The sequence below is a fragment of the Clostridium beijerinckii HUN142 genome, assembly GCF_000621745.1.
In the GTDB taxonomy this organism is placed as follows: Bacteria; Bacillota; Clostridia; order Clostridiales; family Clostridiaceae; genus Clostridium; species Clostridium beijerinckii_A.
In genome coordinates, this window is record NZ_KK211338.1 from 96,978 (window position 1) to 122,338 (window position 25,361).

At 31.6% G+C, this 25,361-nt stretch carries 17 protein-coding genes and 1 pseudogene; 16 read left to right on the forward strand and 2 right to left on the reverse strand.

Annotated features, from left to right (window positions below):
• Nucleotides 1–13 precede the first annotated feature (13 nt).
• The 4 genes from T483_RS0125825 (at nucleotide 14) to T483_RS30720 (ending at nucleotide 5,805) form a co-directional block, all read left to right on the forward strand.
• Entirely contained in the window at nucleotides 14–1,843 is a 1,830-nt protein-coding gene (locus T483_RS0125825; RefSeq protein WP_026889438.1) for a S8 family peptidase, read from the forward strand.
• A gap of 405 nt (nucleotides 1,844–2,248) precedes the next feature.
• A complete protein-coding gene (locus T483_RS0125830; RefSeq protein WP_026889439.1) occupies nucleotides 2,249–3,463 on the forward strand; it encodes an N-acetylmuramoyl-L-alanine amidase family protein in 1,215 nt (404 codons plus the stop codon).
• Nucleotides 3,464–3,694: 231 nt separating this feature from the next.
• Nucleotides 3,695–5,533: a S8 family peptidase gene (locus tag T483_RS0125835; RefSeq protein WP_026889440.1), complete on the forward strand. Its 1,839-nt coding sequence runs from the start codon at nucleotides 3,695–3,697 to the stop codon at nucleotides 5,531–5,533.
• Between the two features lie 107 nt (nucleotides 5,534–5,640).
• Nucleotides 5,641–5,805 carry a CDIF630_02480 family spore surface protein gene (locus T483_RS30720; protein ID WP_080697161.1) on the forward strand — a complete coding sequence of 55 codons (165 nt, stop codon included), beginning with the start codon at nucleotides 5,641–5,643 and terminating at the stop codon, nucleotides 5,803–5,805.
• A 187-nt stretch (nucleotides 5,806–5,992) separates the two neighbouring features.
• Here T483_RS30720 and nifJ read toward each other — a convergent pair whose 3' ends face one another.
• Complete coding sequence (gene nifJ, locus T483_RS0125845; protein WP_026889441.1) at nucleotides 5,993–9,511, reverse strand: pyruvate:ferredoxin (flavodoxin) oxidoreductase; 3,519 nt, start codon at nucleotides 9,509–9,511, stop codon at nucleotides 5,993–5,995.
• A gap of 500 nt (nucleotides 9,512–10,011) precedes the next feature.
• Here nifJ and kdpF point away from each other — a divergent pair, with 500 nt between their 5' ends.
• The 6 genes from kdpF (at nucleotide 10,012) to T483_RS0125870 (ending at nucleotide 18,189) form a co-directional block, all read left to right on the forward strand.
• The gene (kdpF, locus tag T483_RS32700; RefSeq protein WP_080697171.1) at nucleotides 10,012–10,089 is read left to right on the forward strand and encodes a K(+)-transporting ATPase subunit F; all 78 of its coding nucleotides are present in this window, start codon (nucleotides 10,012–10,014) and stop codon (nucleotides 10,087–10,089) included.
• A 33-nt stretch (nucleotides 10,090–10,122) separates the two neighbouring features.
• The gene (gene kdpA, locus T483_RS0125850; RefSeq protein ID WP_026889442.1) at nucleotides 10,123–11,802 is read left to right on the forward strand and encodes a potassium-transporting ATPase subunit KdpA; all 1,680 of its coding nucleotides are present in this window, start codon (nucleotides 10,123–10,125) and stop codon (nucleotides 11,800–11,802) included.
• Between the two features lie 34 nt (nucleotides 11,803–11,836).
• On the forward strand, nucleotides 11,837–13,900 hold the full coding sequence (gene kdpB / locus T483_RS0125855) for a potassium-transporting ATPase subunit KdpB (RefSeq protein ID WP_026889443.1): 2,064 nt from the start codon (nucleotides 11,837–11,839) through the stop codon (nucleotides 13,898–13,900).
• Between the two features lie 99 nt (nucleotides 13,901–13,999).
• A complete protein-coding gene (locus T483_RS0125860; RefSeq protein WP_026889444.1) occupies nucleotides 14,000–14,626 on the forward strand; it encodes a K(+)-transporting ATPase subunit C in 627 nt (208 codons plus the stop codon).
• 160 nt (nucleotides 14,627–14,786) lie between these two features.
• On the forward strand, nucleotides 14,787–17,498 hold the full coding sequence (locus tag T483_RS0125865; protein WP_080697163.1) for a sensor histidine kinase: 2,712 nt from the start codon (nucleotides 14,787–14,789) through the stop codon (nucleotides 17,496–17,498).
• Nucleotides 17,491–18,189 carry a response regulator gene (locus T483_RS0125870; protein ID WP_026889446.1) on the forward strand — a complete coding sequence of 233 codons (699 nt, stop codon included), beginning with the start codon at nucleotides 17,491–17,493 and terminating at the stop codon, nucleotides 18,187–18,189. The genes T483_RS0125865 and T483_RS0125870 overlap by 8 nt, the downstream gene beginning before the upstream one ends.
• A gap of 184 nt (nucleotides 18,190–18,373) precedes the next feature.
• On the opposite strand, the gene T483_RS0125875 is transcribed toward T483_RS0125870, so the two are convergent.
• A complete protein-coding gene (locus tag T483_RS0125875; protein ID WP_026889447.1) occupies nucleotides 18,374–18,952 on the reverse strand; it encodes a 5' nucleotidase, NT5C type in 579 nt (192 codons plus the stop codon).
• A 666-nt stretch (nucleotides 18,953–19,618) separates the two neighbouring features.
• Here T483_RS0125875 and T483_RS31815 point away from each other — a divergent pair.
• The 6 genes and pseudogenes from T483_RS31815 to T483_RS31330 all read left to right on the forward strand — a co-directional run.
• Complete coding sequence (locus tag T483_RS31815; RefSeq protein ID WP_196244926.1) at nucleotides 19,619–19,768, forward strand: hypothetical protein; 150 nt, start codon at nucleotides 19,619–19,621, stop codon at nucleotides 19,766–19,768.
• Between the two features lie 507 nt (nucleotides 19,769–20,275).
• The gene (locus T483_RS0125885) at nucleotides 20,276–20,767 is read left to right on the forward strand and encodes a 2Fe-2S iron-sulfur cluster-binding protein (protein ID WP_026889448.1); all 492 of its coding nucleotides are present in this window, start codon (nucleotides 20,276–20,278) and stop codon (nucleotides 20,765–20,767) included.
• A gap of 479 nt (nucleotides 20,768–21,246) precedes the next feature.
• Entirely contained in the window at nucleotides 21,247–21,648 is a 402-nt protein-coding gene (locus T483_RS0125890) for a hypothetical protein (RefSeq protein ID WP_242841932.1), read from the forward strand.
• A gap of 160 nt (nucleotides 21,649–21,808) precedes the next feature.
• Nucleotides 21,809–23,755, forward strand: a complete 1,947-nt coding sequence (locus tag T483_RS0125895) for a sigma-54-dependent Fis family transcriptional regulator (RefSeq protein WP_026889450.1) — start codon at nucleotides 21,809–21,811, stop codon at nucleotides 23,753–23,755.
• A gap of 241 nt (nucleotides 23,756–23,996) precedes the next feature.
• Nucleotides 23,997–25,079 (forward strand): 2,3-butanediol dehydrogenase, encoded by a 1,083-nt coding sequence (locus T483_RS0125900; RefSeq protein ID WP_026889451.1) that lies wholly within the window; start codon nucleotides 23,997–23,999, stop codon nucleotides 25,077–25,079.
• Between the two features lie 151 nt (nucleotides 25,080–25,230).
• A pseudogene (locus T483_RS31330) lies at nucleotides 25,231–25,361 on the forward strand (sulfide/dihydroorotate dehydrogenase-like FAD/NAD-binding protein); the annotation flags it as partial.

Sequence of the window (25,361 nt, forward strand, 5' to 3'; positions counted from 1 at the left end):
TAAGGAGTTTAATGTGCCTAGTTTTAAAAAATGCAATTTATATTATGCAGGATTTCCTAATTATTTAGTGCAATATAGGGGTGATTTTCAAGGACAAATTGATAATATATCATATGCCTGTGGCGATAAAATTACTGATACAATTGCGGTAATCACTATAGCGCCAGAAAATTTAAACCGTTTAATGAAGGATGTTCCATCAATTCTTTATATAAATCCTAGAAGCAGATATGTACTACAAGAGGTTTCGCCATCAAGTGTAGATAATATCAATGCAATCAAAATTAACCCATACTTGGATCTAAGTGGAAGAGGGGTACTTATAGGTATGGTTGACACTGGAATAGATTATTTAAACGAAGAATTTATAAGAGAAGATGATACTTCAAGAATAATAAGTCTATGGGATCAGACAGTACCAGATTCTACTGATACGTCAGTTTATATTGGAAGAACTTTTAATAATGAAGAAATTACTAATGCAATCAAAGCTTATAGAAATAACCAAGACCCATATCTAATCGTATCATCAAGAGATGAAGTGGGACATGGGACACAGATGGCTGGGATTATTGGCGCAAGAGGATATAATTCGGATGTTCAAGGGGTTGCATCAGGATGTGAATTTGCAATTGTTAAGCTTTTTGAATCTATCAATTTTAGAAATGAGCTTCAGGCAAATGGTATTCCTTATACACCAGTATATAATGACTCAGAAGTTTTAGCAGCAGTGTATTATTTAAAAGATATTGCAGTAAGACTAAATCGGCCTATGGTTATATATCTTGGAGTAGGTACAACAGAAGGCAGCCATGATGGTAATAATCTGCTTTCCAGGTATCTAACTTCAATTGGAAAACTTAGAGGCATTGTTACTGTTACAGGCGTTGGAAATGAAGGAGCATCAGAAGGTCATGTTTCTGGAATTATAAAACAAACAGGTGATATAGTTTCTATTGAATTGAGAATACCTAGAGAGATGAAATATTTTTCTTTCACAATTTGGGTAATAAAACCTAATAGGGCATCTATAAATGTAATTTCACCTAACGGAGAGTCGTCAAAGTTTATTAAAGCAAAGGCAAATGAAGTACAGAATGTCAATTTTGTATTTTTTAAAACTCAAATGACTGTAAAATATTATGTTCCTGAGCATTTCACTGGGCACGAAGCTATAGCGATTAGCTTTGATAGTATAAAAGCAGGAATATGGACGTTTCAGTTAAGAGGAGATTATATAACAGATGGTAGGTATCATATATGGCTTCCTCCACAAAAAACATTGCCAGAAAATACGAGATTTCTTCAAGCAGATCCATTTACTACATTGACAATACCATCTACAGCTCGAAGTGTAGTCACAACAGCGTATTATGGAAATGACAATGCTTTGGTTGCAGCATCTGGAAAGGGGCCTAATGTTAATACATATGTAGAAAACCCAGATATAGCTACTTTAGGTGCAGATATATTAGCAACGAATATAGGTGGCAAGACTACTACTGTTTCTGGTAGTTCAGCTGCTGCTGCTATAATAGCAGGGGCTTGTGCACTTTTATTGCAATGGGGGATTGTTAATGGAAATGATAGAACTATGTTTGCAGCAAAAATTATAGCATATTTGATACTAGGCGCAGATAGGAGTAATTTGGCTTATAGATATCCTACTAGAGAAATAGGATATGGATTTTTTGATTTACTAGGTACTTTTAATATAATTAGTAGAAGTTATAGAATGGACTTAGGTATAGAAAATAAATCAAGGGTAGATTTGAAAATAGGGGATAAGTATATTGAATACAGTGTAAAAGCATTATTTATAAGAATTCCTAAAGAGATATAAATGAAAAAGCAAATCTTGTTTTTGCTTGGAATTGTATATTGAAAGTAAATCCAATTTTTGAGTAGATATACATTCAGTTATTTATGCATTTACATAAATATTCTTCAAAAAGTACAAGAATATGGATTGTATTTTGTATAATTATAGTAGATTAATGAAATTGTATTAAGTAAATATATATTTAAGCAACTTAGATTATAGCTATTGATTATAATCTTGTAAATGAATTCTTAAATGCAGAATGTAATTTTAGGATACAATATAATTACAATTTATAAAAATATGTAATATTAAGAAAATAATTCTATTATCTCAAATAAAAGGTACTATAAAAGGTATTGGGTATTGTATTATATAGTGAGTATAATTACTTGTTGTGAATACAGTAATTTAGGGGGAGATAATATGAATAGAAATATTAAAAGAATAGTTGCATTAACAATTGCAGCAACGGCCTTTGGTGCTATTGCACCGCAAACAAGTTTAACTTTAACTACAACAGCTTATGCGTCAACAGGCGATTTATCAAGCATTAAATTAAAAACATCAGGCGGAAGCACAATAAAGACTTATAGTGACGATAAATATAAAAGTAAAAATGAAGTTGATGACGATGAGTTCAAAAATAATGAAACTTATTACGCTAAGACTTCATCTAGTAAAATAAAAATAAGTGTAAATGGTGCTGACTCAAGTAATGTTAGAATCTTTAAAGGAAGAACAAGTTCTACTAAAGGTGTAAAAACAGGCAGTACTATTGAATTATCTAAAGGATCAACAACAGTTCTTACGATAAGAACATATAGCACTGATCCAGGAACGGTCAAATACAGTGATGATTCATATTCTAGTCAATACACTATTAGAGTGAAGTGTACAGCAAGTTCTTCTAGTGATGATGAAGATGATAATAACGATGTGTATTTGAAGAGCATTTCACTTAGTGAAGGGAATTTGAGTTTTTCTAAAAATACTTCTGATTATAGTGTAAATGTTTCTGGATCTGTTGATGAAATTAAAATAACCGCAAAGCCAGATTGTGATAGTGATGAGTATGACGATTATGAAGTGAAAATAGATGGAAGTATTGTTGATGAAAGTGATAAATTTAGAAGAACAGTATCTTTAAATAAAGGAAAGAATGATATAAATATAACTGTTAAAAATGATGGTGATAAGAGAACATACACATTGAACATTTATAGAGGTGGAAGTGGAAATAACTCTAATAGCAGTGATACACCATTGCCAACTAAGAATATTAAGACAAATCAATGGGTACAGGTCAATGGAAGATGGCAATACAACGATTCTATGGGTAATCCAGTAAAGAATAATTGGATAAGTAATTACTACTTACAATCAGATGGAAACATGGCCACAGGGTGGTTAAACTATGTGGGTGCATGGTATTATTTGGGTGGCGACGGAGCAAAAAAAGCAGGATGGCAGTTAATTAATGGTATTTGGTACTATATGGATTCGGAAGGGAGAATGCAAACAGGGTGGATTAGGGATGTGTCTGGAAAGTATTATTACTTATATAGTAATGGAGCTATGGCATACAATACCACTATTGGTGGGTATAGATTAGGATTTAATGGTGCTTGGATTAAATAGAATTAATAAAATACTTAATATAAAGTTTTTATTTAGAGATGATGGTAATCTAGTTAATTAACATATATACTTTTAATAAATTTAGGACCCATACCAATATTTATAAATATCGGTATGGGTCCTAAATTTATAAATATGGTAAGGCCATTTGATCATATTTATATTTTCATAATGAATAATTTGTACTTTAGCTAAATACTATTAAATATAAGTAATACTAAGGAGTTTGCTGTGCCTAGTTTTAAGAAATGTAGTTTATATTATGGAGGAATGCCTAATTATTTAGTTCAATATAGAGGAGATTTTAGAGGTCAAATAGACAAAGTATCTTATGCGTGTGGAGATGTAATTACTGATACTATCGCGGTTATATCTGCTTCACCAGAAGATTTAGTTAGATTAGCTAAGGATGTACCATCGATTCTTTACATAGATCCTAGAAGTAAGTACGTATTACAAGATATATCTCCGTCAAGTGTAGATAATATAAATGCAATTAAAATTAATCCTTACTTGGACTTAAATGGTAGAGGTGTACTTATAGGCATGGTTGACACTGGAATAGATTATTTAAATGAAGAATTTATAAGGGAAGATGATACTTCAAGAATAATAAGTCTTTGGGATCAAACTATTCCTGATTCTGATGATACCCCAGTTTACATAGGAAAAACCTTTAATAATGAAGAGATTACTAATGCAGTCAAAGCTTATAGAAATAAACAGGATCCATATTTAATTGTACCTTCAAGAGATGAAGTTGGGCATGGAACTCAAATGGCCGGTATCGTTGGAGCAAGGGGGTATAATGCCGATGTTCAAGGGATAGCTTCTGGATGCGAGTTTGTGATTGTAAAGCTTTATGAGTCCATGGAATTCAGGGAAGAGCTCATAGCAAATGGTATTCCATATACACCAGTATATAATGATTCAGAGATTTTAGCAGCAATAGATTATTTAAAAAATACTTCAGTAAGCCTTAATAGACCAATGGTCATATATATTGGAGTTGGAACAACAGAAGGTAGTCATGATGGTAATAACTTAATTTCAAGGTATATATCATCTCTAGGAAGGCTTAGAGGACTAATTACAGTTGCTGGTGTTGGGAATGAAGGAGCTTCGGAAGGTCATGCCTCTGGAATTATAAAGCAAACAGGGGATATAGTTTCTATCGAATTAAGAATATCAAAGGAAATGAAATATTTTTCCTTTACAATTTGGGTAATAAAACCTAATAGAGCATCCATAAATGTAATTTCGCCTAATGGAGAATCATCTAAATTCATTAAAGCGAAAGCCAATGAAATACAAAATGTTAATTTTGTATTTTTTAAGACTCGAATGATTGTGAGATATTATGTGCCGGAATATTTTACAGGTCATGAAGCAATATCCATAAATTTTGATAGTATAAAGGCTGGAATATGGACATTGCAGTTACGAGGAGATTATATAACTGATGGAAGATATCACATTTGGCTGCCGCCACAAAAAACACTACCAGAGAATACAAGATTTCTTCAAGCAGACCCATTTACTACGTTAACAATACCATCTACAGCCAGGAGAGTAGCTACAATAGCTTATTATGGAAATGATAATGCCTTGGTCGCAGCGTCTGGAAAAGGTCCTAATGTTAATGTGGATGTAAATAAACCTGATTTAGCGACTTTAGGGATGGATGTATTAACCACAAAAGTAGGAGGGGGAACTACAACTGTTTCTGGTAGTTCGGTGGCTACTGCAATAATTTCTGGGGCTTGTGCACTTTTGTTGCAGTGGGGAATTGTTAATGGAAATGACAAAACTATGTTTTCAGCGAAAGTTATAGCATATTTGATTTTAGGTGCCGATAGAAGTAACTCGACATATAGATACCCTAATAGGGAAATAGGATATGGATTTTTTGATTTACTTGGTACATTTAATATTATTAGCAGAAGCTATAGAATGGATTTAGGATTAAAAGAAAATGATGAAGTCAGTATGGGAAAAAACTATATTGAATATAGTGTAAGGAAGCTATTTATAAGACTTCCAAAAATTAATATTGAAATATTAAAATAATTGTCATGTTGTAAACGAACTTGGGTTATACTTTTTGGTTTTACGCAAATACTATTACTGATCTGAATTTAGTAGGATGGTTTTGAATAGTAAAAGGAGGTTTATATATGACAAATAAATTTAAAGAAAAGTTCGTTGGTATGCCAATAGAAAAACATGATGCGGCTGCATGGGCTAATATGGAAGATGCACAACCTGTATCTAACGTAAATATTCCTAGCGAAATACAAGTAAGAAATGCAAAAGAATATGTAGATACAAATCAAAAGTAAGTATATGTCCATCGCTGAAATAAGAATCATAACCATCAAAATTCCAATGAAACAGTTCACAAAACATACTTCTTATTTCTAGTGGAATATAAAACTTTTGATTTTCAAATTATCTATAGAAAAATCCCCGGAAAATCGGGGATTTTTTATTATTATTTGCATTTAGGCTATTTGGAGCCTTTTCTTACTAATATTGCATATCAGCTAAGCGCTTATAGTGATCATATCTTTCTTTTGCATTTTTCTCTGCTTCATCAAATAATTTATCTGCTATTTCAGGGAATACGTTCATTAAGGATGAGTAACGTATCTCACCATGTAAGAAGTCTTTATATGGAGCAGAAGGTTCCTTAGATTCAAGTAAGAATGGATTCTTGCCTTCATCTTTTAATAATGGATTATATCTATATAGGTGCCAGTATCCAGAGTCTACAGCCTTCTTTTCTTCTTTTATACTGTTACCCATACCAACTTTTATACCATGGCTGATACATGGAGCATAAGCTATGATTATTGATGGACCTGGATATTTTTCTGCTTCAGCAATTACTTTGATTGCATGATTCATGTTTGCGCCCATAGCTATTTGAGCAACATACACATAACCGTAACTCATAGCCATAAGTCCTAAATCTTTCTTTCTAGTTTTTTTACCTGCTGCTGCGAATTTAGCGACTTGAGCAGTTTGGGTTGATTTTGAAGCCTGACCTCCAGTGTTAGAGTAAATTTCAGTATCCATTACAAATATATTAACATCGTCACCCATAGCAAGCACTTGGTCAACTCCGCCATAACCTATATCGTAAGCCCAGCCGTCTCCACCAAGTATCCAGTGGGATTTCTTAATTAAGTAGTCTTTTCTTTCCAATATTTCTTTTGCAATTTCATTATTAGAACCCTTTAAAACTTCTAAAATTTTAGCAGAGGATGTTTTTGATCCGTTTCCATCATTAAAGTTATCAAGCCATTCACGGAATGCACTCTTAATATCATCACTAAAATCAGGTGATTCTAAGCCTTCATTCATTAAATCTGCAAGTTTTTCTCTAATTTGTTTAACACCAAGGAAAATACCATATCCAAATTCAGCATTGTCTTCAAATAGTGAATTTGCCCAAGCTGGACCTTTTCCTTCAGCATTTGTGGTATAAGCAATAGAAGGAGCACTTGCACCCCAAATAGATGAACATCCAGTTGCATTTGCAATTATCATTCTTTCTCCAAAAAGTTGTGTTAATAGTCTTATATATGGTGTTTCTCCACATCCAGGACAAGCACCGTTAAATTCTAAAAGAGGTCTAACTAATTGGCTGCCCTTTAAGGTATTTCTATCAATTAAGTCTTCCTTAGGAGTAAGCGTCATTGCATATTCCCAATTTTCAGCCTGTTCTAATATTTGCTCCTCTGCTGGCTTCATTATAAGAGCTTTACCAGGAGCAGGACATACATCTGCACAGTTACCGCAGCCTGTGCAGTCTAATGGAGCAATTTGTATTCTATATCCATAGTCTTCTAGGCCTTTTCCGGAAGCTTTCTTTGTAATAAAGTCTTCAGGAGCATTTTTCTTTTCGTTCTCATCAACTAAGAATTGACGTACTGTAGCATGAGGACATATAAATGCACATTGGCCACATTGTATACACTTATCTGTTTGCCATTCAGGAACATTTACAGCTATACCACGCTTTTCGTAAGCAGTAGTACCAAGTGGAAAAGTACCATCTTCCATACCCACAAATGCACTTGTTGGTAATTCGTCTCCTTCAAGTCTTGCAAGAGGACGTTGAATATTTTTAACGAAATCTGGTTCATCCTTAATAGGCTTATCGCTTTCCTGTGCATTAGCCCAAGAATCAGGTATACTAATTTCGTTTAATGAATCTATTCCTCTATCCACAGCATCATGATTCATTTTAACTATCTTATCACCTTTTTTACCATATAAGTGTGAAATTGAGTCTTTCAAATATTTAACCGCATCTTCTACAGGAATAACATTTGCTAATTTGAAAAATGCAGATTGCATTATCATATTAATTCTGTTTCCTAAGCCTATTTCACCAGCAATAGCGATTGCATCGATAGTGTAGAATTTAATGTTATTTTTAGAAATATATCTCTTGTACGATGCAGGTAACTTATCTTCAATTTCATCTTTATCCCATGCACAGTTAAGAACAAAGATTCCATTATTCTTTAAACCTTTTAACACATCAAAGTTGTAAATGAAAGACTTATTATGACAAGCTACATAATCTGAATTGTAAACTAAATAAGGAGACTTTATAGGACTCTTTCCGAATCTTAAATGGGATACAGTGGTACCACCGGATTTTTTACTGTCATAAGAAAAATATGCTTGAGCATATAAGTCTGTATTGTCTCCTATGATTTTAATAGCACTCTTATTTGCTCCAACTGTACCATCAGATCCTAATCCCCAGAATTTACAACTTATAGTACCTTGTGGTGTAGTATCAATTATTTCTCCTTCATCTAGAGAAGTATTAGTAATATCATCAACTATTCCTATAGTAAAATTATCCTTTGGAGCATCTGAATTTAAATTACCAAAAACAGATATAATTTGAGATGGTCTTGTATCCTTAGATGCCAAACCATATCTTCCACCAACTATAACTGGTTTGTTATCATTATTATAGAAAAGCTTAGTGACATCTAAATATAATGGCTCAGCAGGTGCTCCTGGTTCTTTTGTTCTATCTAAAACAGCTATTTTCTTAACGGATTTAGGTAAAACATTGAAGAAGTATTTATCACAGAATGGTCTGTATAAATGAACTTTTATCATACCTACTTTTTCGCCTTTTTCTCTTAAATAGTCTACAACCTCACTTATAGTATCACATACTGAACCTATAGCTACGATAATTCTTTCAGCTTCAGGATCTCCGTAGTAATCAAATGGATGATATTCTCTTCCGGTAATATTCTTTAATTCTTTCATGTAATTTTCTACTATATCAGGCACTGCATTAAAGAAAGGGTTTTGTGCTTCTCTACCTTGGAAGTATATATCAGGATTTTGCGCTGTACCTCTAGCTACTGGATGTTCTGGATTTAAAGCTCTGTCTCTAAAAGCTTTTAAGGCAGCTTTATCTACGAGTTTGGTTACTTCGCCAAAATCAGGTACCTCAATTTTTTGGTATTCATGTGATGTTCTAAAACCATCAAAGAAATGAGTAAATGGAACTCTTCCTTTAATTGCACTTAAATGAGCAATGCAAGCTAAATCCATTACCTCTTGAACACTACTTGATGCAAGCATGGCAAATCCAGTTTGTCTAGTAGCCATAACATCTTGGTGGTCTCCAAATATTGATAGAGCATGAGTTGCGATTGCACGAGCAGTTACATGAAATACTGCTGGTAAAAGCTCACCGGCTATCTTATACATATTTGGAATCATAAGAAGCAATCCTTGTGAAGCTGTATAAGTTGTAGTTAATGCTCCGCCTTGAAGTGATCCATGTACTGCACCAGCTGCTCCGGCTTCAGATTGCATTTCAGCTACTTTAACTGGTTGATTAAACATATTTTTCTTTCCATGGGCTGACCATTCATCAACCCCCTCTGCCATAGGCGTAGAAGGAGTTATTGGATATATTGCAGCTACCTCAGTAAAATTATAGGAAGCATATGCTGCGGCTTGGTTTCCGTCCATTGTTTTTGTGACTTTTTGCATTAGACTAGTCCTCCTCTTCTATTTTTATAGAAAATCATAATTTAGTTATCTCATTTATTATTTGAAAATTGAGGAAAAGTATACATATTTCTGATAAGCCATATGCTTTATTTAGCAATAAGTTTTATTAAAACGTAGCAGAAAAAGTCCGTTAGGTTGTATAAAAATTGTTTTTAATTTTATGTAATAACTAATCAAGCGGAAATATAAGCAAAATTAGCAATACTGTAACGTAATGATATTCAGCAGTATTAGAGCTTGGAAAAAGTATGAATAAAATCTTTATACAATCTTTATACGGAGGAAAAAAGTCTTAATCCAATCTTTATATTATGGGGAGTATTATTCATATATGAGATATGAATAATGAAAGGAGAAGAATGGTGTTGGATTTTATTTTTATAACATCTTTATTTGCGGGATTTTTTTCTATCATACTATTTGCTAATTGGTGTGAAAAACAAACTAACAAGTAAAAGAAAATAAATGGGGGAATATATATGTTAATTTTAGCTGTAATTATAATTTTTCTTTTTGGATATTTGAGTTATGCACTATTCAATCCAGAAAAATTTTAGAATTATTGGTAGTAAAATTAGGAGGAATAATTTATGGATTGGTTACAAATAATAATAACTTTACTGCTTTTCATGGCAATAATAGTGCCAACTGGAAAGTACTTATATTATGTTAGCACTGGTAATAAAATGATTGGAGACAAGCTATTTAATAGAATTGATAATCTTATTTATAAGATATGTGGAATAAGTAAAGATGAGGAAATGAAGTGGAAAGAATACGTATTTTCTATTATAGCAGTAAATGCTGTTATGGTATTTATAGGATATATAATACTTAGAGTTCAGGGACTTCTGTTTTTAAACCCAAATGGTATAGATGGAATGGAGCAGAGTTTATCGTTTAACACTATTATAAGTTTTATGACGAACACAAATCTTCAAGATTATAGTGGAGAATCTGGACTTTCTCATTTAAGTCAAATGGTAGTTATTATATTTATGATGTTCACATCAGCAGCAACAGGATTTGCAGCAGCTCTTGCTTTCATGAGAGGAATAATTGGAAAAGGATCAATGGGAAACTTTTTTGTAGATTTAACAAGAATTACAACAAGAGTGTTATTACCTTTTTCAATAATAATAGGAATTTTATTAGTATCTCAAGGAGTACCACAAGCTTTATCAGGAACTAAAACTGTTACTACAATAGAAGGAAAAATGCAAGATATAGCAATTGGACCTGTGGCAGCACTTGAAGCAATAAAGCATATAGGAACCAATGGTGGAGGCTTCTTTGGAGCAAATTCAGCACATCCTTTTGAAAATCCTACGCCGTTAACAAATTTAATAGAGTTATTATCTATGATGATGCTTCCAGGAGCTCTGGTTTTCACTTTTGGTTTAATGTTAAAAAATAAAAAACAAGGATGGGCAATATTCGGTGCAATGGCAGGGTTATTTATTATAGCACTTCCGATATGCTACTTTGCAGAAAAGGCAGGAAATCCAGCTTTGGCACATATAGGATTGAGCCAGGCTATGGGTAACATGGAAGGTAAAGAAGTTAGATTTGGAATAGGCCAGTCTTCCTTGTTTACTACAGTAACTACAGCTTTTACAACAGGAACTGTAAACAATATGCATGATTCATTAACGCCAATAGGCGGAGCTGTTGCTCTTATGAATATGATGCTTAATGTTATATTTGGTGGTAAAGGTGTAGGATTTATGAACATGATAATGTATGCAATACTTACAGTCTTCTTATGTGGACTTATGGTAGGAAGAACACCGGAATTTTTATCAAAGAAGCTTGAAGGAAAGGAAATTAAGCTTATAGCTCTGGCTATAATAATTCATCCATTGTTAATATTGATGTTTTCAGCGCTCGCTTTAATTATGCCGCAAGGACTTTCAGGAATATCAAATCCTGGCTTCCATGGATTGTCTCAAATAGTTTATCAATTTGCCTCATCTGCAGCTAATAATGGCTCTGGCTTTGAAGGTCTAGGGGATAATACTATATTTTGGAATACTACGGCAGGAATAGTTATGTTTTATGGAAGATATTTATCAATTATAATTCTTCTTTCAGTAGCGGGATCTCTGGCAGCTAAAAGAAGTATACCGGCGACAGCAGGAACTTTTAGAACTGATAATATAATGTTTACAGTAATGTTAATTGCTATTGTTTTAATAATTGGAGCTTTAACATTTTTACCAGCTATAGCTCTTGGACCGGTAGCAGAACATTTAACCTTGTGGCATTAATTATTATGAAATTAGAAGGCAGGGAGAAAATAATATGAATGATAATAAAAAGGAATCTAAATTTATTACGAAAGAGATATTGAATGAAGCAATAATAGAATCTTTTAAGAAGTTGAATCCCCAATATATGATAAAAAATCCTGTTATGTTTGTGGTTGAGGTAGGTTTTGTCATAACTTTAGTTCTTACCATTGTACCAGGATTATTTGGAGATAAAGGTAATAACCTTGTAGTCTATAATTTTATAGTATCAGTGATACTTTTTATAACAGTACTTTTTGCAAATTTTGCTGAAGCAGTAGCAGAAGGACGAGGAAAAGCTCAGGCTGAAAATTTAAAGAAAATGAAAAAAGATACTGTGGCAAAACTTTTAAACCCAGATGGAACCACTAAAATTATAAATGCTAATGAGTTAAAAAGAGGAGATGTAGTTTTAGTTGAAAATGGGGATATAATTCCAAATGATGGTGAAGTTGTTGATGGTATAGCTTCTGTGGATGAATCAGCTATAACAGGTGAATCAGCGCCTGTTATGAAGGAACGTGGAGGAGACTTTGCATCAGTTACAGGTGGAACAAAGGTTGTAAGTGACTGGCTAAAAATTGAGATAACAGCGACTCCTGGTGAATCATTCTTAGATAAAATGATTTCCCTTGTTGAAGGAGCCTCAAGGCAGAAGACTCCAAATGAAATTGCTCTTAACACTATACTCGTAAGTTTAACAATTATATTTCTTGTAGTAATAGTTGCACTTTATCCAATGGCTCATTATTCTGGAGTTGCAATTTATATTTCTACATTAATTGCACTTCTTGTATGTTTAATACCTACAACCATTGGAGGGTTATTATCAGCTATAGGTATTGCAGGTATGGATAGGGTAACAAAATTTAATGTTATCGCAATGTCGGGAAAAGCAGTAGAAGCCTGTGGAGATGTTGATACAATGCTTCTTGATAAGACTGGAACTATCACTTTTGGTAACAGACTTGCAGCAGAATTCATACCAGTTGGAAAAGCCGATAAGATGGACTTGATAAATTATTCTGTGATATGTTCTTTAAAAGATGACACTCCAGAAGGAAAATCAATTGTTGACCTTGGAAAGAAACTGGCCTCTACTGTTAAGGCAGAAGAATATGAAGCTTTAGAATTTATTGAGTTTACAGCTCAAACAAGGATGAGTGGAATAAACTTGCAAAATGGCTCCAAGGTAAGAAAAGGAGCTTCTGATGCCATAAAAAATAGAATAAAAGAGATGGGCGGAAATATTCCCAAAGATTTAGAGGATGCAGTAAATGGCGTTTCAAAACTTGGAGGAACGCCGTTAGTAGTTTGTGTAGATGACAAAATATATGGGGTCATATACCTTAAAGATACTGTTAAACCTGGTCTTGTTGAAAGATTTCAAAGACTTAGAGAAATTGGAATAAAGACAGTTATGTGTACTGGAGATAATCCTTTAACTGCTGCAACTATTGCTAAAGAAGCTGGCGTTGATGAATTTATTGCTGAATGTAAACCAGAGGATAAGATCGCTGCAATTAAAAAAGAACAAGATCAAGGTAAACTCGTAGCAATGACAGGCGATGGAACTAATGATGCACCAGCCCTAGCACAGGCAGATGTAGGACTTGCAATGAATAGTGGAACTACAGCAGCTAAGGAAGCAGCTAATATGGTTGATTTGGATTCAGATCCAACAAAAATTCTTGAAGTGGTTGAAATTGGAAAGCAGCTTTTAATTACAAGAGGAGCGTTAACAACTTTTAGTATAGCTAATGACGTAGCTAAATACTTTGCAATTATTCCAGCTATTTTTACTGTAGCTATACCTGAAATGCAGGTTATGAATGTAATGGGACTTTCGACACCATATAGTGCTATACTATCAGCGCTTATATTTAATGCAATAATAATACCATTACTTATACCAATAGCAATGAAAGGGGTAAAGTACAAACCGATGAAGGTAGAAACTATGCTTCTTAGAAATATGCTTATTTTCGGAGGTGGAGGAGTACTTGTTCCGTTCATAGGAATTAAGGTGATTGATATGATTATTACTCCGTTAGTTAGAATTCTTAATATTGGTTAGTTTAAATAATTTGTAGTTCATGTCTTTAGGTTATCCTGTAGTAAATAACTAATTATAATAATATACAGTATGTATTTCAAGATAAAAGGAGATTTTTATATGAAAATAATTAAAAAATCTATTCTTATAAGTATTACGTTTATGGTACTTTGTGGGCTTATATATCCTCTATTTATGACAGGAATAAGCCAGTTACTATTTAATAACAAAGCTAATGGTAGTATGGTAAGCTTAGATGGTAAAGAAGTTGGATCAGAATTTATAGGACAAAACTTTACAGATCCAAGATTCTTTAGAGGAAGAGTTTCAGCTGTAAATTACAACACTTATACAGAGGCAGATACTGTGCCAGATGAAAGTGGAAAAGCAGCATACAGCGGAGTAGGATCAGGCTCTCAAAATTTAGCTCCATCGAGTAATGCGCTTAAAGAAAGAGTTCAGAAAGATATGGATGATTTTTTAGCAGCTAATCCTGGAGTTAAGAAAGAAGATATCCCAACAGATTTACTTACAAGCTCAGGTTCAGGATTAGATCCTAGTATAAGTCCTGAAGCAGCAAGAATTCAAATACCGGCAGTTTCAAAGGCATCTGGAATAAGTGAAATAGATCTTCAAAAAATAGTTGATAAGTGTACTGAAGGTAGGACACTTGGAATATTTGGTGAGCCGAGAGTAAATGTACTAAAAGTCAATATCGAAATGGCTTCACTTTTAAGTACAAAGTAATTTGAGCTTTGAGCTCATTTCACTTTTATATTGTTATTGGATAATATATAATTTCATTAGGCAGAAGGCACAATCAAAAAAATAATAAACCAATATGCTTGTCTATTATTTTCTTTCATGTGCCTAAGGTAAAATTAAAGAGATGTTAGGAGTGATTTAAATAGATATAAATGAAAGACCAGATCCACAGTATCTTTTAAATCAAGTAAAAAAAGAAGAGAATGAGTATTCAAGAGGAAAATTAAAAATATTTTTTGGTTATGCAGCAGGGGTTGGTAAGAGCTATGCTATGCTGATGGAAGCGCATGATATGAAGAAATTAGGCTACGATGTAGTAATAGGTTATATAGAACCACATGCAAGACCAGAAACTATGACCTTGCTAAATGGAATTGAGAATATAGGAAATAGAATCATTGAGTACAAAGGGATAACCTTAAAAGAATTTGATCTTGATAGGGCTCTTATTCGAAAACCTGAAATCATACTAGTAGACGAACTAGCGCATACCAATGCTGGTGAACAAAGGCACAGAAAAAGATGGCAGGATATAGAGGAACTTTTAGAAGCAGGAATAAATGTTTATACGACTTTAAATGTTCAGCATATAGAAAGCTTAAATGATATAGTTGGGAGCATAACTAATATTTCCGTTAGAGAAAGAATTCCAGATAAAATATTTGATGAGGCCGATAAAGTAGAATTAATTGATATTGAACCAGATGAGCTTTTGAAAAGATTTAGTGATGGGAAAGTCTATAATAAGGAACAAACAACAAAAGCAGTGAATAACTTTTTTACTAAAAATAATTTATTTGCACTTAGGGAAATTGCATTAAGGAGAACTGCTGATAGAGTAAATTATGAGGTGGAAAGTGTAAGGCTGTCAAAAGGCCAAATAACCGTAATGCCAACAGCTGATGCAATACTTGCTTGCATTTCTTCATCACCATCTTCTTCAAGAGTTATAAGAACAGCAAGAAGAATGGCTGAAGCACATCATTCAAAATGGATAGCATTTTATGTAGAAACAACGAAATCAAAAAATTTAAGCAAAAAGGATAAGGAAAGTTTAAGCGCAAATTTTAGTCTGGCAGAAGAGCTAGATGGAGAAATAGTAACTGTATATAGCGATAATATAGTTGAACAAATAATTCAATATGCAAAGTTTAGAAATGTTACAAAGATTATAATAGGAAAAAATCATAAAAAACCAAATAATTTTTTTCATATTTATGCTAGAGATATAGTTGATAGATTGATGGAGTCTAATTCATATATAGACGTTTATGTTATACCTAATTCAACATTTAATAAAGAAAAAGAAAAGACCGTAAAAAGAAAAAGAGTAAGGTTTAATATTTCGTGGAAAGAAATATTAACAGCTAGTTTAATAATGATTATAGCCACAATAATCTCATTATTCATAGACTATATAGGTTTCAGAGAAGCAAATATAATCATGATTTTTATTTTGGGTGTAATTATAGTGAATATGAAAACAAGGGGATATCTTTTAGGGTTTATATGTTCAATTATAAGTATATTTTTATTTAATTTTCTTTTTACAGATCCAAGATATTCTCTTGAAGTTTATGATAAAAGCTACTTAGCAACCTTTCCAATAATGTTAATAGTAACATTCACAATTGGTACTCTTACAAGTAAGATACAAAGGGAAGCACAAAATTCCTTATCGAGGGAGAACACAACACAAATTTTATATAGAGTAAGTAGAAAATTACTAAGTGCAACAGGAACGGCAGATGTAGTGGGAATAGGGATAAAATATTTATCTAGATTATTAGAAAGAACAGTTATTTGTTACTTAGTTCAAGAAAATAAATTAACAGCACCTTTTATTTACACTGCTACTAAAGGTGAGAAAGATCGGACATTGCTAAATAAAGAGGAAGAAGCTGTTGCATATTGGACATTATTAAATGATAAAGAGTCAGGTGCGGGAACTAATACTTTCTATGGAGCAAAGGGATATTATATGCCTCTGAAAAGTCATAATAAAGTATTGGGTGTGTTAGGGGTTTCTTGTATTAATGGAAACTTAAAGCCAGAACAAAAATTTATTTTTGAAACTGTAGCCAGCCAAATATATATTGCTTTAGATAGAGAGATTCTTGCTGAAACTCAGAAGAATTCAAAGTTAGAAATTGAAAGTGAGAGATTAAGAAGCAATCTTTTAAGATCAATTTCTCATGATTTAAGAAGCCCCCTTGCAGGGATAAAAGGAGCAATAAGCACTATCATTGAAACAGGAGAACTTTTATCTAAAGATACTAAAGATGAACTTTTTCGAGGTATTTATGATGATACTGAATGGCTTATAAGGCTGGTAGAAAATTTACTTAGCATGACTCGATTTGAAGGCGGAAACATGAAAATTAAAAGGAATCTGGAACTCGTAGAAGAAGTTGTATATGAAGCAGTTCAAAGAACTTCAAAACGATTGAAGGATCATGAGATAAAGGTAACAGTTCCAGAAGAGGTTATAATGGTACCTATGGATGGGAATTTAATTGAGCAAGTTCTTATAAATCTTTTTGATAATGCTATTAAGTTTACACCTGAGGAGGCTTTAATTGAGGTCAAAGTATATGAGGAAGTAGAAAATGTTATATTTGAGGTGATGGATAGTGGGATAGGAATATCAGAAGAAATATTACCACATATATTTGATAGATTTTTTACAAATGGGGATAAAATATCTGATTCAAGAAGAGGTGTTGGACTCGGGCTTGCAATTTGTAAATCTATAGTTGAAGGGCATGGGGGAAAAATCAGTGCATGGAACAAAGATGAAGGAGGAGCAATTTTTAGATTTAATATTCCAAAGGAGGGGAAGGTAGATGGATAATAAGCCATATATTCTTGTAGTAGAAGATGATAGACCGATAAGAAATTTCATAACAGCATCATTAAAAGCACAAGGATTTAATTATATAGAAACAGAGAAGGGAATTGAAGCTATCGCGCTTTCTATGTCTCATAAACCGGATTTAATAATATTGGATTTAGGGCTTCCGGATATTGATGGAATCAATGTTATTACAAAAGTAAGAGAGTGGTCTAAGATACCTATAATAATAGTTTCGGCAAGAGAAAATGAAAGGCAGAAAATTGAAGCTTTAGATAAAGGGGCAGATGACTATTTGACGAAGCCTTTTGGAATTGGAGAATTATTAGCAAGGATTAGAGTATCTTTAAGGCACAGCATAATAAATACCTCTGAAAATAAAAATACAGAAATATTTAAGGTTAAAGGATTAGTTATTGATTTTAATAGAAGAAAAGTTAATATAGATGATGAGGACATACATCTAACTCCTATAGAATATAAAATAATGGCACTGCTCTGTAAATATGCAGGGAAAGTATTAACTCATAATTTCATTATTAATGAAATTTGGGGAGCAGCTTTAGGCAATGAAACTCAATCGCTTAGGGTTTTTATGGCAAGTCTTAGAAGAAAAATAGAAAAGAATCCAGCACAGCCACAATATATTTATACAGAAGTTGGTGTTGGATACAGGCTGATAGATGATTAGTTATGAAGATAAAAGCTTATCCTAATTTTTTTTGGGGAGAAGCTTTTGTTTTTTTTGCAGTCTAGTACTAAAGATTTTAGGAATATAGGCATTTGAGAATTAAGATTAGATTACAAGATATTATATTAGAAAATAATAATTAGAAAAAAATCTCTAATTATTTAGAAGAAATGAGTTTCATGTTTTAAACTACTTTAATTTGTGAAGACAATTCAGTTATTATTAAGAATATTTCATTCCAGTTATTAACCCTAGTTATTTTATTATTTAAAGGTTTCCTGTTATAATTTGTATCCATAAGAAGAACGTTGAACCCTGCCTCTGATAACTGAATTGCATTATTGTAGTTATCTTCAATAAAAATATTACAATCTAATTCGTTTGCTTTGTCAACCTTGTAGTGGCTACCCAAAACAAATAAGTTATCATAAGGTATTTCATTGTTTCTTAAAAATAGATGAGTTAGCGTTTTTAGCTCTAAATCTCTAGCTGTCACAAAATATATATTATGAAATTGATGCAATGCAGTTATAACAATCTTAGCTCCATCTCTTAGTTCTTGGCTTGAGTGGATTTTAAACTTATTTTTATCATAGAAATCATCATATTCCTGCCTTTTTATACCCATAACTTCATGAATTTCATATTCTGTCACTTGATCCTCGGTTATATTCTTATTAAAATATTCATTCGCCATATCTAGCCAGTCATAAGCATTGGTTATCGTTCCGTCGATATCAATACAGATATTTAAAGTATTCATTTTATTTATATCTCCTTTATTAATTATTAAGATTAAAAGACTTCCATAAGGTTATTCTAAGAATAAGAATTATTTATTAGACTATGCAATTAGAATTAAATATCATTTTACTTAAGTAATTTAATTAAGTCTCACGAAAGCAATAGTTAGTAGGGAATATTCATGCATACAATAATAAAATAAAACTACTTTGAGGAAGTAAAGAATGATTAAATTCTTCATAGATATAGTATATTAATAAAAAGCTAAAATAACATTAAAGCTGTGTTAATGTTGTGTTATTTTTATTAATAGTAAAGTAATGTTCATTTATTATAGTGATAAGTTTAACTTCTTTTTAACATTTCTTTAAGATTTTATATGCAGAAACTTAACAATTTTATTTTATTATATGAATATATAGATTAGAAAGGTTGTATTTAAAAGAATGTAGTTAAATAAATAATTATATTTAGTATAACTATTATGGCATTATATAAAAAGATAGAAATAAGAGGTATAATTACAGTAAAAGATAAATAAATTTTAAGTACAACCTTGGATAGAATAGTTTGATGTAATTTTAATACTATAACAACAATTAATGTGTACAAACTCAATATATTTACCATTAACTTTATGTAATAATGAAATTTAATTTCAAAAGTAAAAGGATGGTGGAATGCTATGACTCCAAAAGAACTAACTCAAAAAACAGTCAAGGATATAATTAAAAGAAGAAAGAAAGCTGAAGATGAAATTAAAGCTTATCAGAGTGAACAAACTGCAAAGAAAATGAGGAACTGGAGTGTTAGAGTTGGAGGAAGTAGATGGTGATAATTTAAATGTACATCTAAGATATGGATTGGATAATAAATAAAGTTGCCAGCAATAGGTAGCTTTATTTATTATTTACCGCGTAACTTATAGTGTATTTAGAATACCTAAATTTTTTTTCTGTATTTATCCATGGTTAGTGTTAAAAAGTATAGATTGAAGGGTGAAATAAAAAAATAGTAATATCATGGAGCAGGTATATCGAACCTGGTACGTTTTGTATAGTATCATGATTTAAAGTATATAATTTTAATAAAGATAAGTATTTAGAGCAATAATTGTTGAGTTGGGTTTTAATTGGGAAGTTGTAGATATAAATAATGCATTAAATTTTTAGGAGATAGGGTTACATAATTAGCCCTTAAATAAGAAGTGAAGTTAAAATAAGACTGTATTAGGAAAAGTGAATTAATATAGTGTAATTAAAGTTATAATTAATTTCTCTAAAATAGAGTTACAACTGTCAATTTCAAATTGTTAATATAAGATTTAAAGGAGAGAGAAAGAATGTCGGTAAAGGTTAAGTTTATAAGTGAAGTGGAAGTTAAAGATGAGAAGAAGGTTTTAAAAGCTGCTAAAAATGCTAGGATAAAAATTAATGATTCATGTGAAGGAAAAGGAAAGTGTGGAAAGTGTGTTATTAGGGTTATAGAGGGAAGACTTTCTGAACCAACTAAAGAAGAATTAAAAGTTCTAGGGAAAGAAAAAATTGATGATGGCTACAGATTGGCATGCCAAACTCGTATACTTGAGGATTCAGTAATAGAGATAATCGATAGCGAAGATGTAAAGGCTAAAAAAGATAATAAGTGCGGTGCTTTAAAGGTTAAAGATAATGATAAAATAAAATTACGCCAAGAAGATATAGATACTAATGATAAAGTAGAAGCTTCTGAAACCAAAGAGGCGAAAATTAAGATAGATAGTGATGATAATAATGGAGAACATAAGAAATATAGCAAAGACACAGTAAAAAAGAATAAAAAATCAGCTAAATAGAATACAAAGTGGTAAAAGTACATAAATAAAAATACAAGTTAAATTATTAAGGATAGATTTAGTGAAATTATTTGTTTTAAAATAAGGCTTTGAAATGTTATTGAGTAACATTTCAAAGCCTTATTATTTGCAACTTTATATAATAAACTAAAAAATTATGAGTGAGTAAAAATGAGAAGAATTTTAACACGTTTTTTACACGGAAATAAGTGTTAATTAATAATGAAGTAATACACTTAATAATGTAAATAAATAGATTTTAAAGGATAGGTGAAAGAATGTATACTAGAAATTTACTGTCTTATAATAGCAAGTCTAATATAGATACCGTAATTATAAGAAAAATTAATCTAATAAAAATGCTTTCTCTCCTGTTAGTGTTGATTATTTTTTTAACAAGTATAGTAAGTCTTTATAATTTTTTAAAATGTATCAGTAGTAGTAGCCTCACAGTTGATGATTTTAAAACTGATATAAGTATGCTTAGTGAAACGGTAAATATTCTTGAGACAGAAAAAACATCAAATGAGAACCTTGAAATAAATCATTTTGGGTCTGATGGTAAAATAGTTGCTGCTAGTGAAATTAGAACAGACTTAGCGGCAGCTTTAATTAAAATTGGAGATATGGATAACGATAAAAAGTTATCAGATGAGGAAATTACAGAACTTGGGGTGATGAAATTGGATACCAAAGCTATCCAAAAAGAACTTAGGGAATTTCAATTTAATTTAAGATCATCAGACCATAATCTGAAAAATTTTATTGTTATAACAAAGGGAAAATATGCAGGAACAATACTTTATAATGGACCTTTAAAATTTATTGATGATGAACATAAGCGTTATTTTGGATTAGAATTATGGATGGATATTAAATAATTTTCAAATTTTAGAGTACTTTGAGAGTGATATATTTATATTATTCAAAAACTAACATCAAATTTAAATATTATTAATTTCGACATATATATTTAATAAGTTTATTATATAAGATATAATAAATGATAAATTTATCTTTGTGTAGGCATAGGAGAAATATATGGAGAATTATGTGGATTTTATTAATAAAGCTTGGGAAGACTTTATTTCTACGGGAAATGTCAATCCTAAGGTGAGAAGTGAAATTGGTGATTCATGGATAAGATGCATGAACTATGGCGTTGATCCTTATGATGGTAAGGGCCATGTTAGACATTCTAATATAAATGAATTAATTAATAAAAATAATGAACTTATATCTGTAGCTAGGCCTGTTATGGAAAGTATTTATAGCATGGTTCGAGGATCAGGATTTGCATTATTTTTAACAGATAAAGATGGATATATAATAGACGTAATAGGCGATAACGATATAATGAAGAGAATTGAGGAATTAAATTTTCTGAAGGGTGAATTATGGTCAGAAAATGTAGTTGGAACTAATGCTATAGGGACGGCTTTATATCTTGGTAAACCAGTGCAGACTATAGGAGCAGAACACTATGGGGTAAATCAGCACTCATGGACCTGTTCTGCATCTCCTATTTATGATGAAGATGATAATTTAATTGGATGTATAAATATGTCTGGAAATTATTATAATGCACATTCTCATACATTAGGTATAGTAACTGCTGCGGCGCAATCAATACAGAAGCAGATGGCATTGGCTATTTCATATAAGTTACTTAATGTGACATTTGATTCCATATCAGAAGGTATGATAGTTATTAATGAGTATATGAAAGTTAAAAGAATAAACGGACGAGCCTTAAAAATTCTAAATATATCATTGGAAGAAGCAATGAATATGAATATTAATGAAGTACTAAATGGCGTCGACTTTCACAAATTATTGCAAGAAAAAAATAAATCTTTAAATAATATAGAATGGGATTTTTCCATAAATAATGACATAATAAAATGTGTTATAAATGTCTTACCATTAAATAAAAATGGCAAGAGCAGTGGTATGGTAATAACTTTTACAGAAGTTAAAATTGTGCATAAGCTAGTAAATAAGTTTGTAGGGTATAAAGCTCAATATGAATTTAAAGATATTATAACAACAAGCAAAGAAATGGAAAATATGATAGCTTTCGCTAAAAAGGCTTCAAAAAGTGACTGCAATATACTAATACAGGGAGAAAGCGGTACTGGTAAAGAGCTGATTTCTCAGTCAATACACAATTATAGTGATAGGGCTAGAGGACCCTTTGTCGCTGTAAATTGTGCATCAATACCTAGCGAATTAGTTGAAAGTGAATTATTTGGGTATGAAAAGGGTGCTTTTACTGGAGCGTCAAAAGAAGGACATCCAGGTAAGTTTGAATTAGCAGATGGGGGGACAATTTTCCTTGATGAAATTGGTGAGCTACCATTAGATATTCAAAGTAAGCTTCTTAGGGTTTTAGATAACGGAAAGATCGTTAGAGTCGGTGGGACTTATGAGAAACAACTAAATGTTAGAGTTATTGGTGCTACTAATAGGATATTGAAAAATGAAATAAGAAGGAAAAACTTTAGAGAGGATTTATATTATAGATTAAGTGTAATGGAAATAAAGACCATTCCATTACGAGAAAGAAAAGATGATATAGATGTACTTGTAAATGATTTTGTTCAAAGGCTAAACATAAAAAACAAAAATAAGATTATAACTGTAAGTAAGGAATACATTGATAAGTTAAAGAAATATGATTGGGACGGAAATATAAGAGAACTTAAGAATGTTGTTGAGCGGGATTATTACTTAAGCGAAGATGAAATAATGAATATAGATATAAATAATTTAGATTATAATAATATGACACAGACTTTGAAGGAGGAACCTCTAAACCAAGAGGAGATTAAAATAGTTCCTCTTGATGTATTAGAAGAGAATGCTATAAGGGATGCTATAAAAAAATGTGATGGAAATCTTCAACTAACATCTAAATTGCTAAGTATAGGAAGAGCAACTTTATATAGAAAGATAAAAAAATATCATATAGATGTATCAAAATGAGAAAATAAAAATCTGTGTATCAAAATGAGAAAATAAAATGTATCGTTTTGATACATTTTTCTTTTATAGTTAATAGTTTTTATATAAAATCATACTATAAATAATAGGTAAAATAAAATTATATCAAGCAAATAACCTAAATAACTCAAAAAAATATAATCTTAGTCATAACTTGGCATGGAAATTGCTTAATAAAATATATGTGAATTAATTAACAATTTATCCAAGGAGGAGTTTTAAGATGAAAGCAGCATTATGGTATGCAAAGAAAGATGTTAGAGTAGAGGAAATTGAAGAACCTAAAGTTACAGTTAATGGTGTAAAGATTAAAGTAAAATGGTGTGGAATATGTGGATCAGACTTACATGAATATTTAGGGGGACCTATATTTATACCAGTAGGACAACCTCACCCATTAAGTGGGACAACAGCTCCAGTAGTTCTAGGACATGAATTTTCGGGAGATGTCGTTGAAGTTGGTCCTAATGTAAAGAATTTTAAACCAGGAGATAGAGTAATAGTTGAACCTATAGTTGCATGTGGAAAATGTCCAGCGTGCTTAGAAGGAAAATATAATTTATGTTCATCATTAGGTTTCCATGGACTTTGCGGAAGTGGTGGAGGACTTGCTGAATATACAGTTTTCCCAGAAGAATTCGTACATAAGATACCAGATGAAATGTCATACGAACAAGCTGCTTTAGTTGAGCCAATGGCAGTAGCATTACATTCTATTAGAATTGGTAATTTTAGAACAGGTGATACTGCGTTAGTGCTAGGATCTGGTCCAATAGGACTTGCAACTATTGAGTGCTTAAAAGCAGCTGGGGCAAAATTAATAGTAGTATTACAAAGAAAATCTATAAGACAAGAGTATGCTAAAAGAGCAGGGGCAGATGTAGTATTAGATCCTAATGAAGTAAATATAGCAGAGGAAGTTAAGAAGCTTACTAACGGATTGGGAGTTGACGTGGCGTTTGAAACTACAGGAGCTCAAATAGGCTTTGATACAGGTATAGATAGCTTAAAGTTTGAAGGAACTTTAGTTGTAACTAGCATATGGGAAAATGATGTTAAATTTAATCCTAATGTATTAGTATTTACTGAGAAGAAAATCATTGGAACATTAGCATACAGACATGAATTCCCAGCAACTATGGCTCAAATGAAAGATGGAAGAATAAAAGCAGAAGGATATGTAACAAAGAAAATACATTTAGATGATATAGTTGAAGAAGGGTTTGGAGCATTAACAGGTCCAGAAAAGAAGAAACATGTTAAGATATTAGTATCGCCAGACAAAGAACTTGTATCTAAATCTTAATCTATATAGAATTTGCAATTAGCAATAAAGATATTAAATAGTACTTATAGATAAAGTATATTCTCGCAAGAACAAAAATTATACTAAGATTCAGATGAATAGAAAAAATCATCTGAATCAAGTTTACTTGGTTAAATTAGGAGGAACGTAAATGTATAAAATAGTGAACAAAAAGGAGCTTACAAATAATATATTCTCAATGGATATAGAAGCTCCAAGAGTAGCAAAATCTGCAAAGCCTGGACAATTTATTATTATAAAAAATGATGAAAAAGGTGAAAG

Bases quoted from the DNA above. Each gene is read 5' to 3' on its own strand.
- T483_RS0125830 (WP_026889439.1), top strand. From the start codon at position 2,249: ATGAATAGAAATATTAAAAGAATAGTTGCATTAACAATTGCAGCAACG.
- T483_RS30720 (WP_080697161.1), top strand. From the start codon at position 5,641: ATGACAAATAAATTTAAAGAAAAGTTCGTTGGTATGCCAATAGAAAAA.
- nifJ (WP_026889441.1), bottom strand. From the start codon at position 9,511: ATGCAAAAAGTCACAAAAACAATGGACGGAAACCAAGCCGCAGCATAT.
- kdpF (WP_080697171.1), top strand. From the start codon at position 10,012: ATGTTAATTTTAGCTGTAATTATAATTTTTCTTTTTGGATATTTGAGT.
- kdpA (WP_026889442.1), top strand. From the start codon at position 10,123: ATGGATTGGTTACAAATAATAATAACTTTACTGCTTTTCATGGCAATA.
- kdpB (WP_026889443.1), top strand. From the start codon at position 11,837: ATGAATGATAATAAAAAGGAATCTAAATTTATTACGAAAGAGATATTG.
- T483_RS0125860 (WP_026889444.1), top strand. From the start codon at position 14,000: ATGAAAATAATTAAAAAATCTATTCTTATAAGTATTACGTTTATGGTA.
- T483_RS0125870 (WP_026889446.1), top strand. From the start codon at position 17,491: ATGGATAATAAGCCATATATTCTTGTAGTAGAAGATGATAGACCGATA.
- T483_RS0125875 (WP_026889447.1), bottom strand. From the start codon at position 18,952: ATGAATACTTTAAATATCTGTATTGATATCGACGGAACGATAACCAAT.
- T483_RS31815 (WP_196244926.1), top strand. From the start codon at position 19,619: ATGACTCCAAAAGAACTAACTCAAAAAACAGTCAAGGATATAATTAAA.
- T483_RS0125885 (WP_026889448.1), top strand. From the start codon at position 20,276: ATGTCGGTAAAGGTTAAGTTTATAAGTGAAGTGGAAGTTAAAGATGAG.
- T483_RS0125890 (WP_242841932.1), top strand. From the start codon at position 21,247: ATGCTTAGTGAAACGGTAAATATTCTTGAGACAGAAAAAACATCAAAT.
- T483_RS0125895 (WP_026889450.1), top strand. From the start codon at position 21,809: ATGGAGAATTATGTGGATTTTATTAATAAAGCTTGGGAAGACTTTATT.
- T483_RS0125900 (WP_026889451.1), top strand. From the start codon at position 23,997: ATGAAAGCAGCATTATGGTATGCAAAGAAAGATGTTAGAGTAGAGGAA.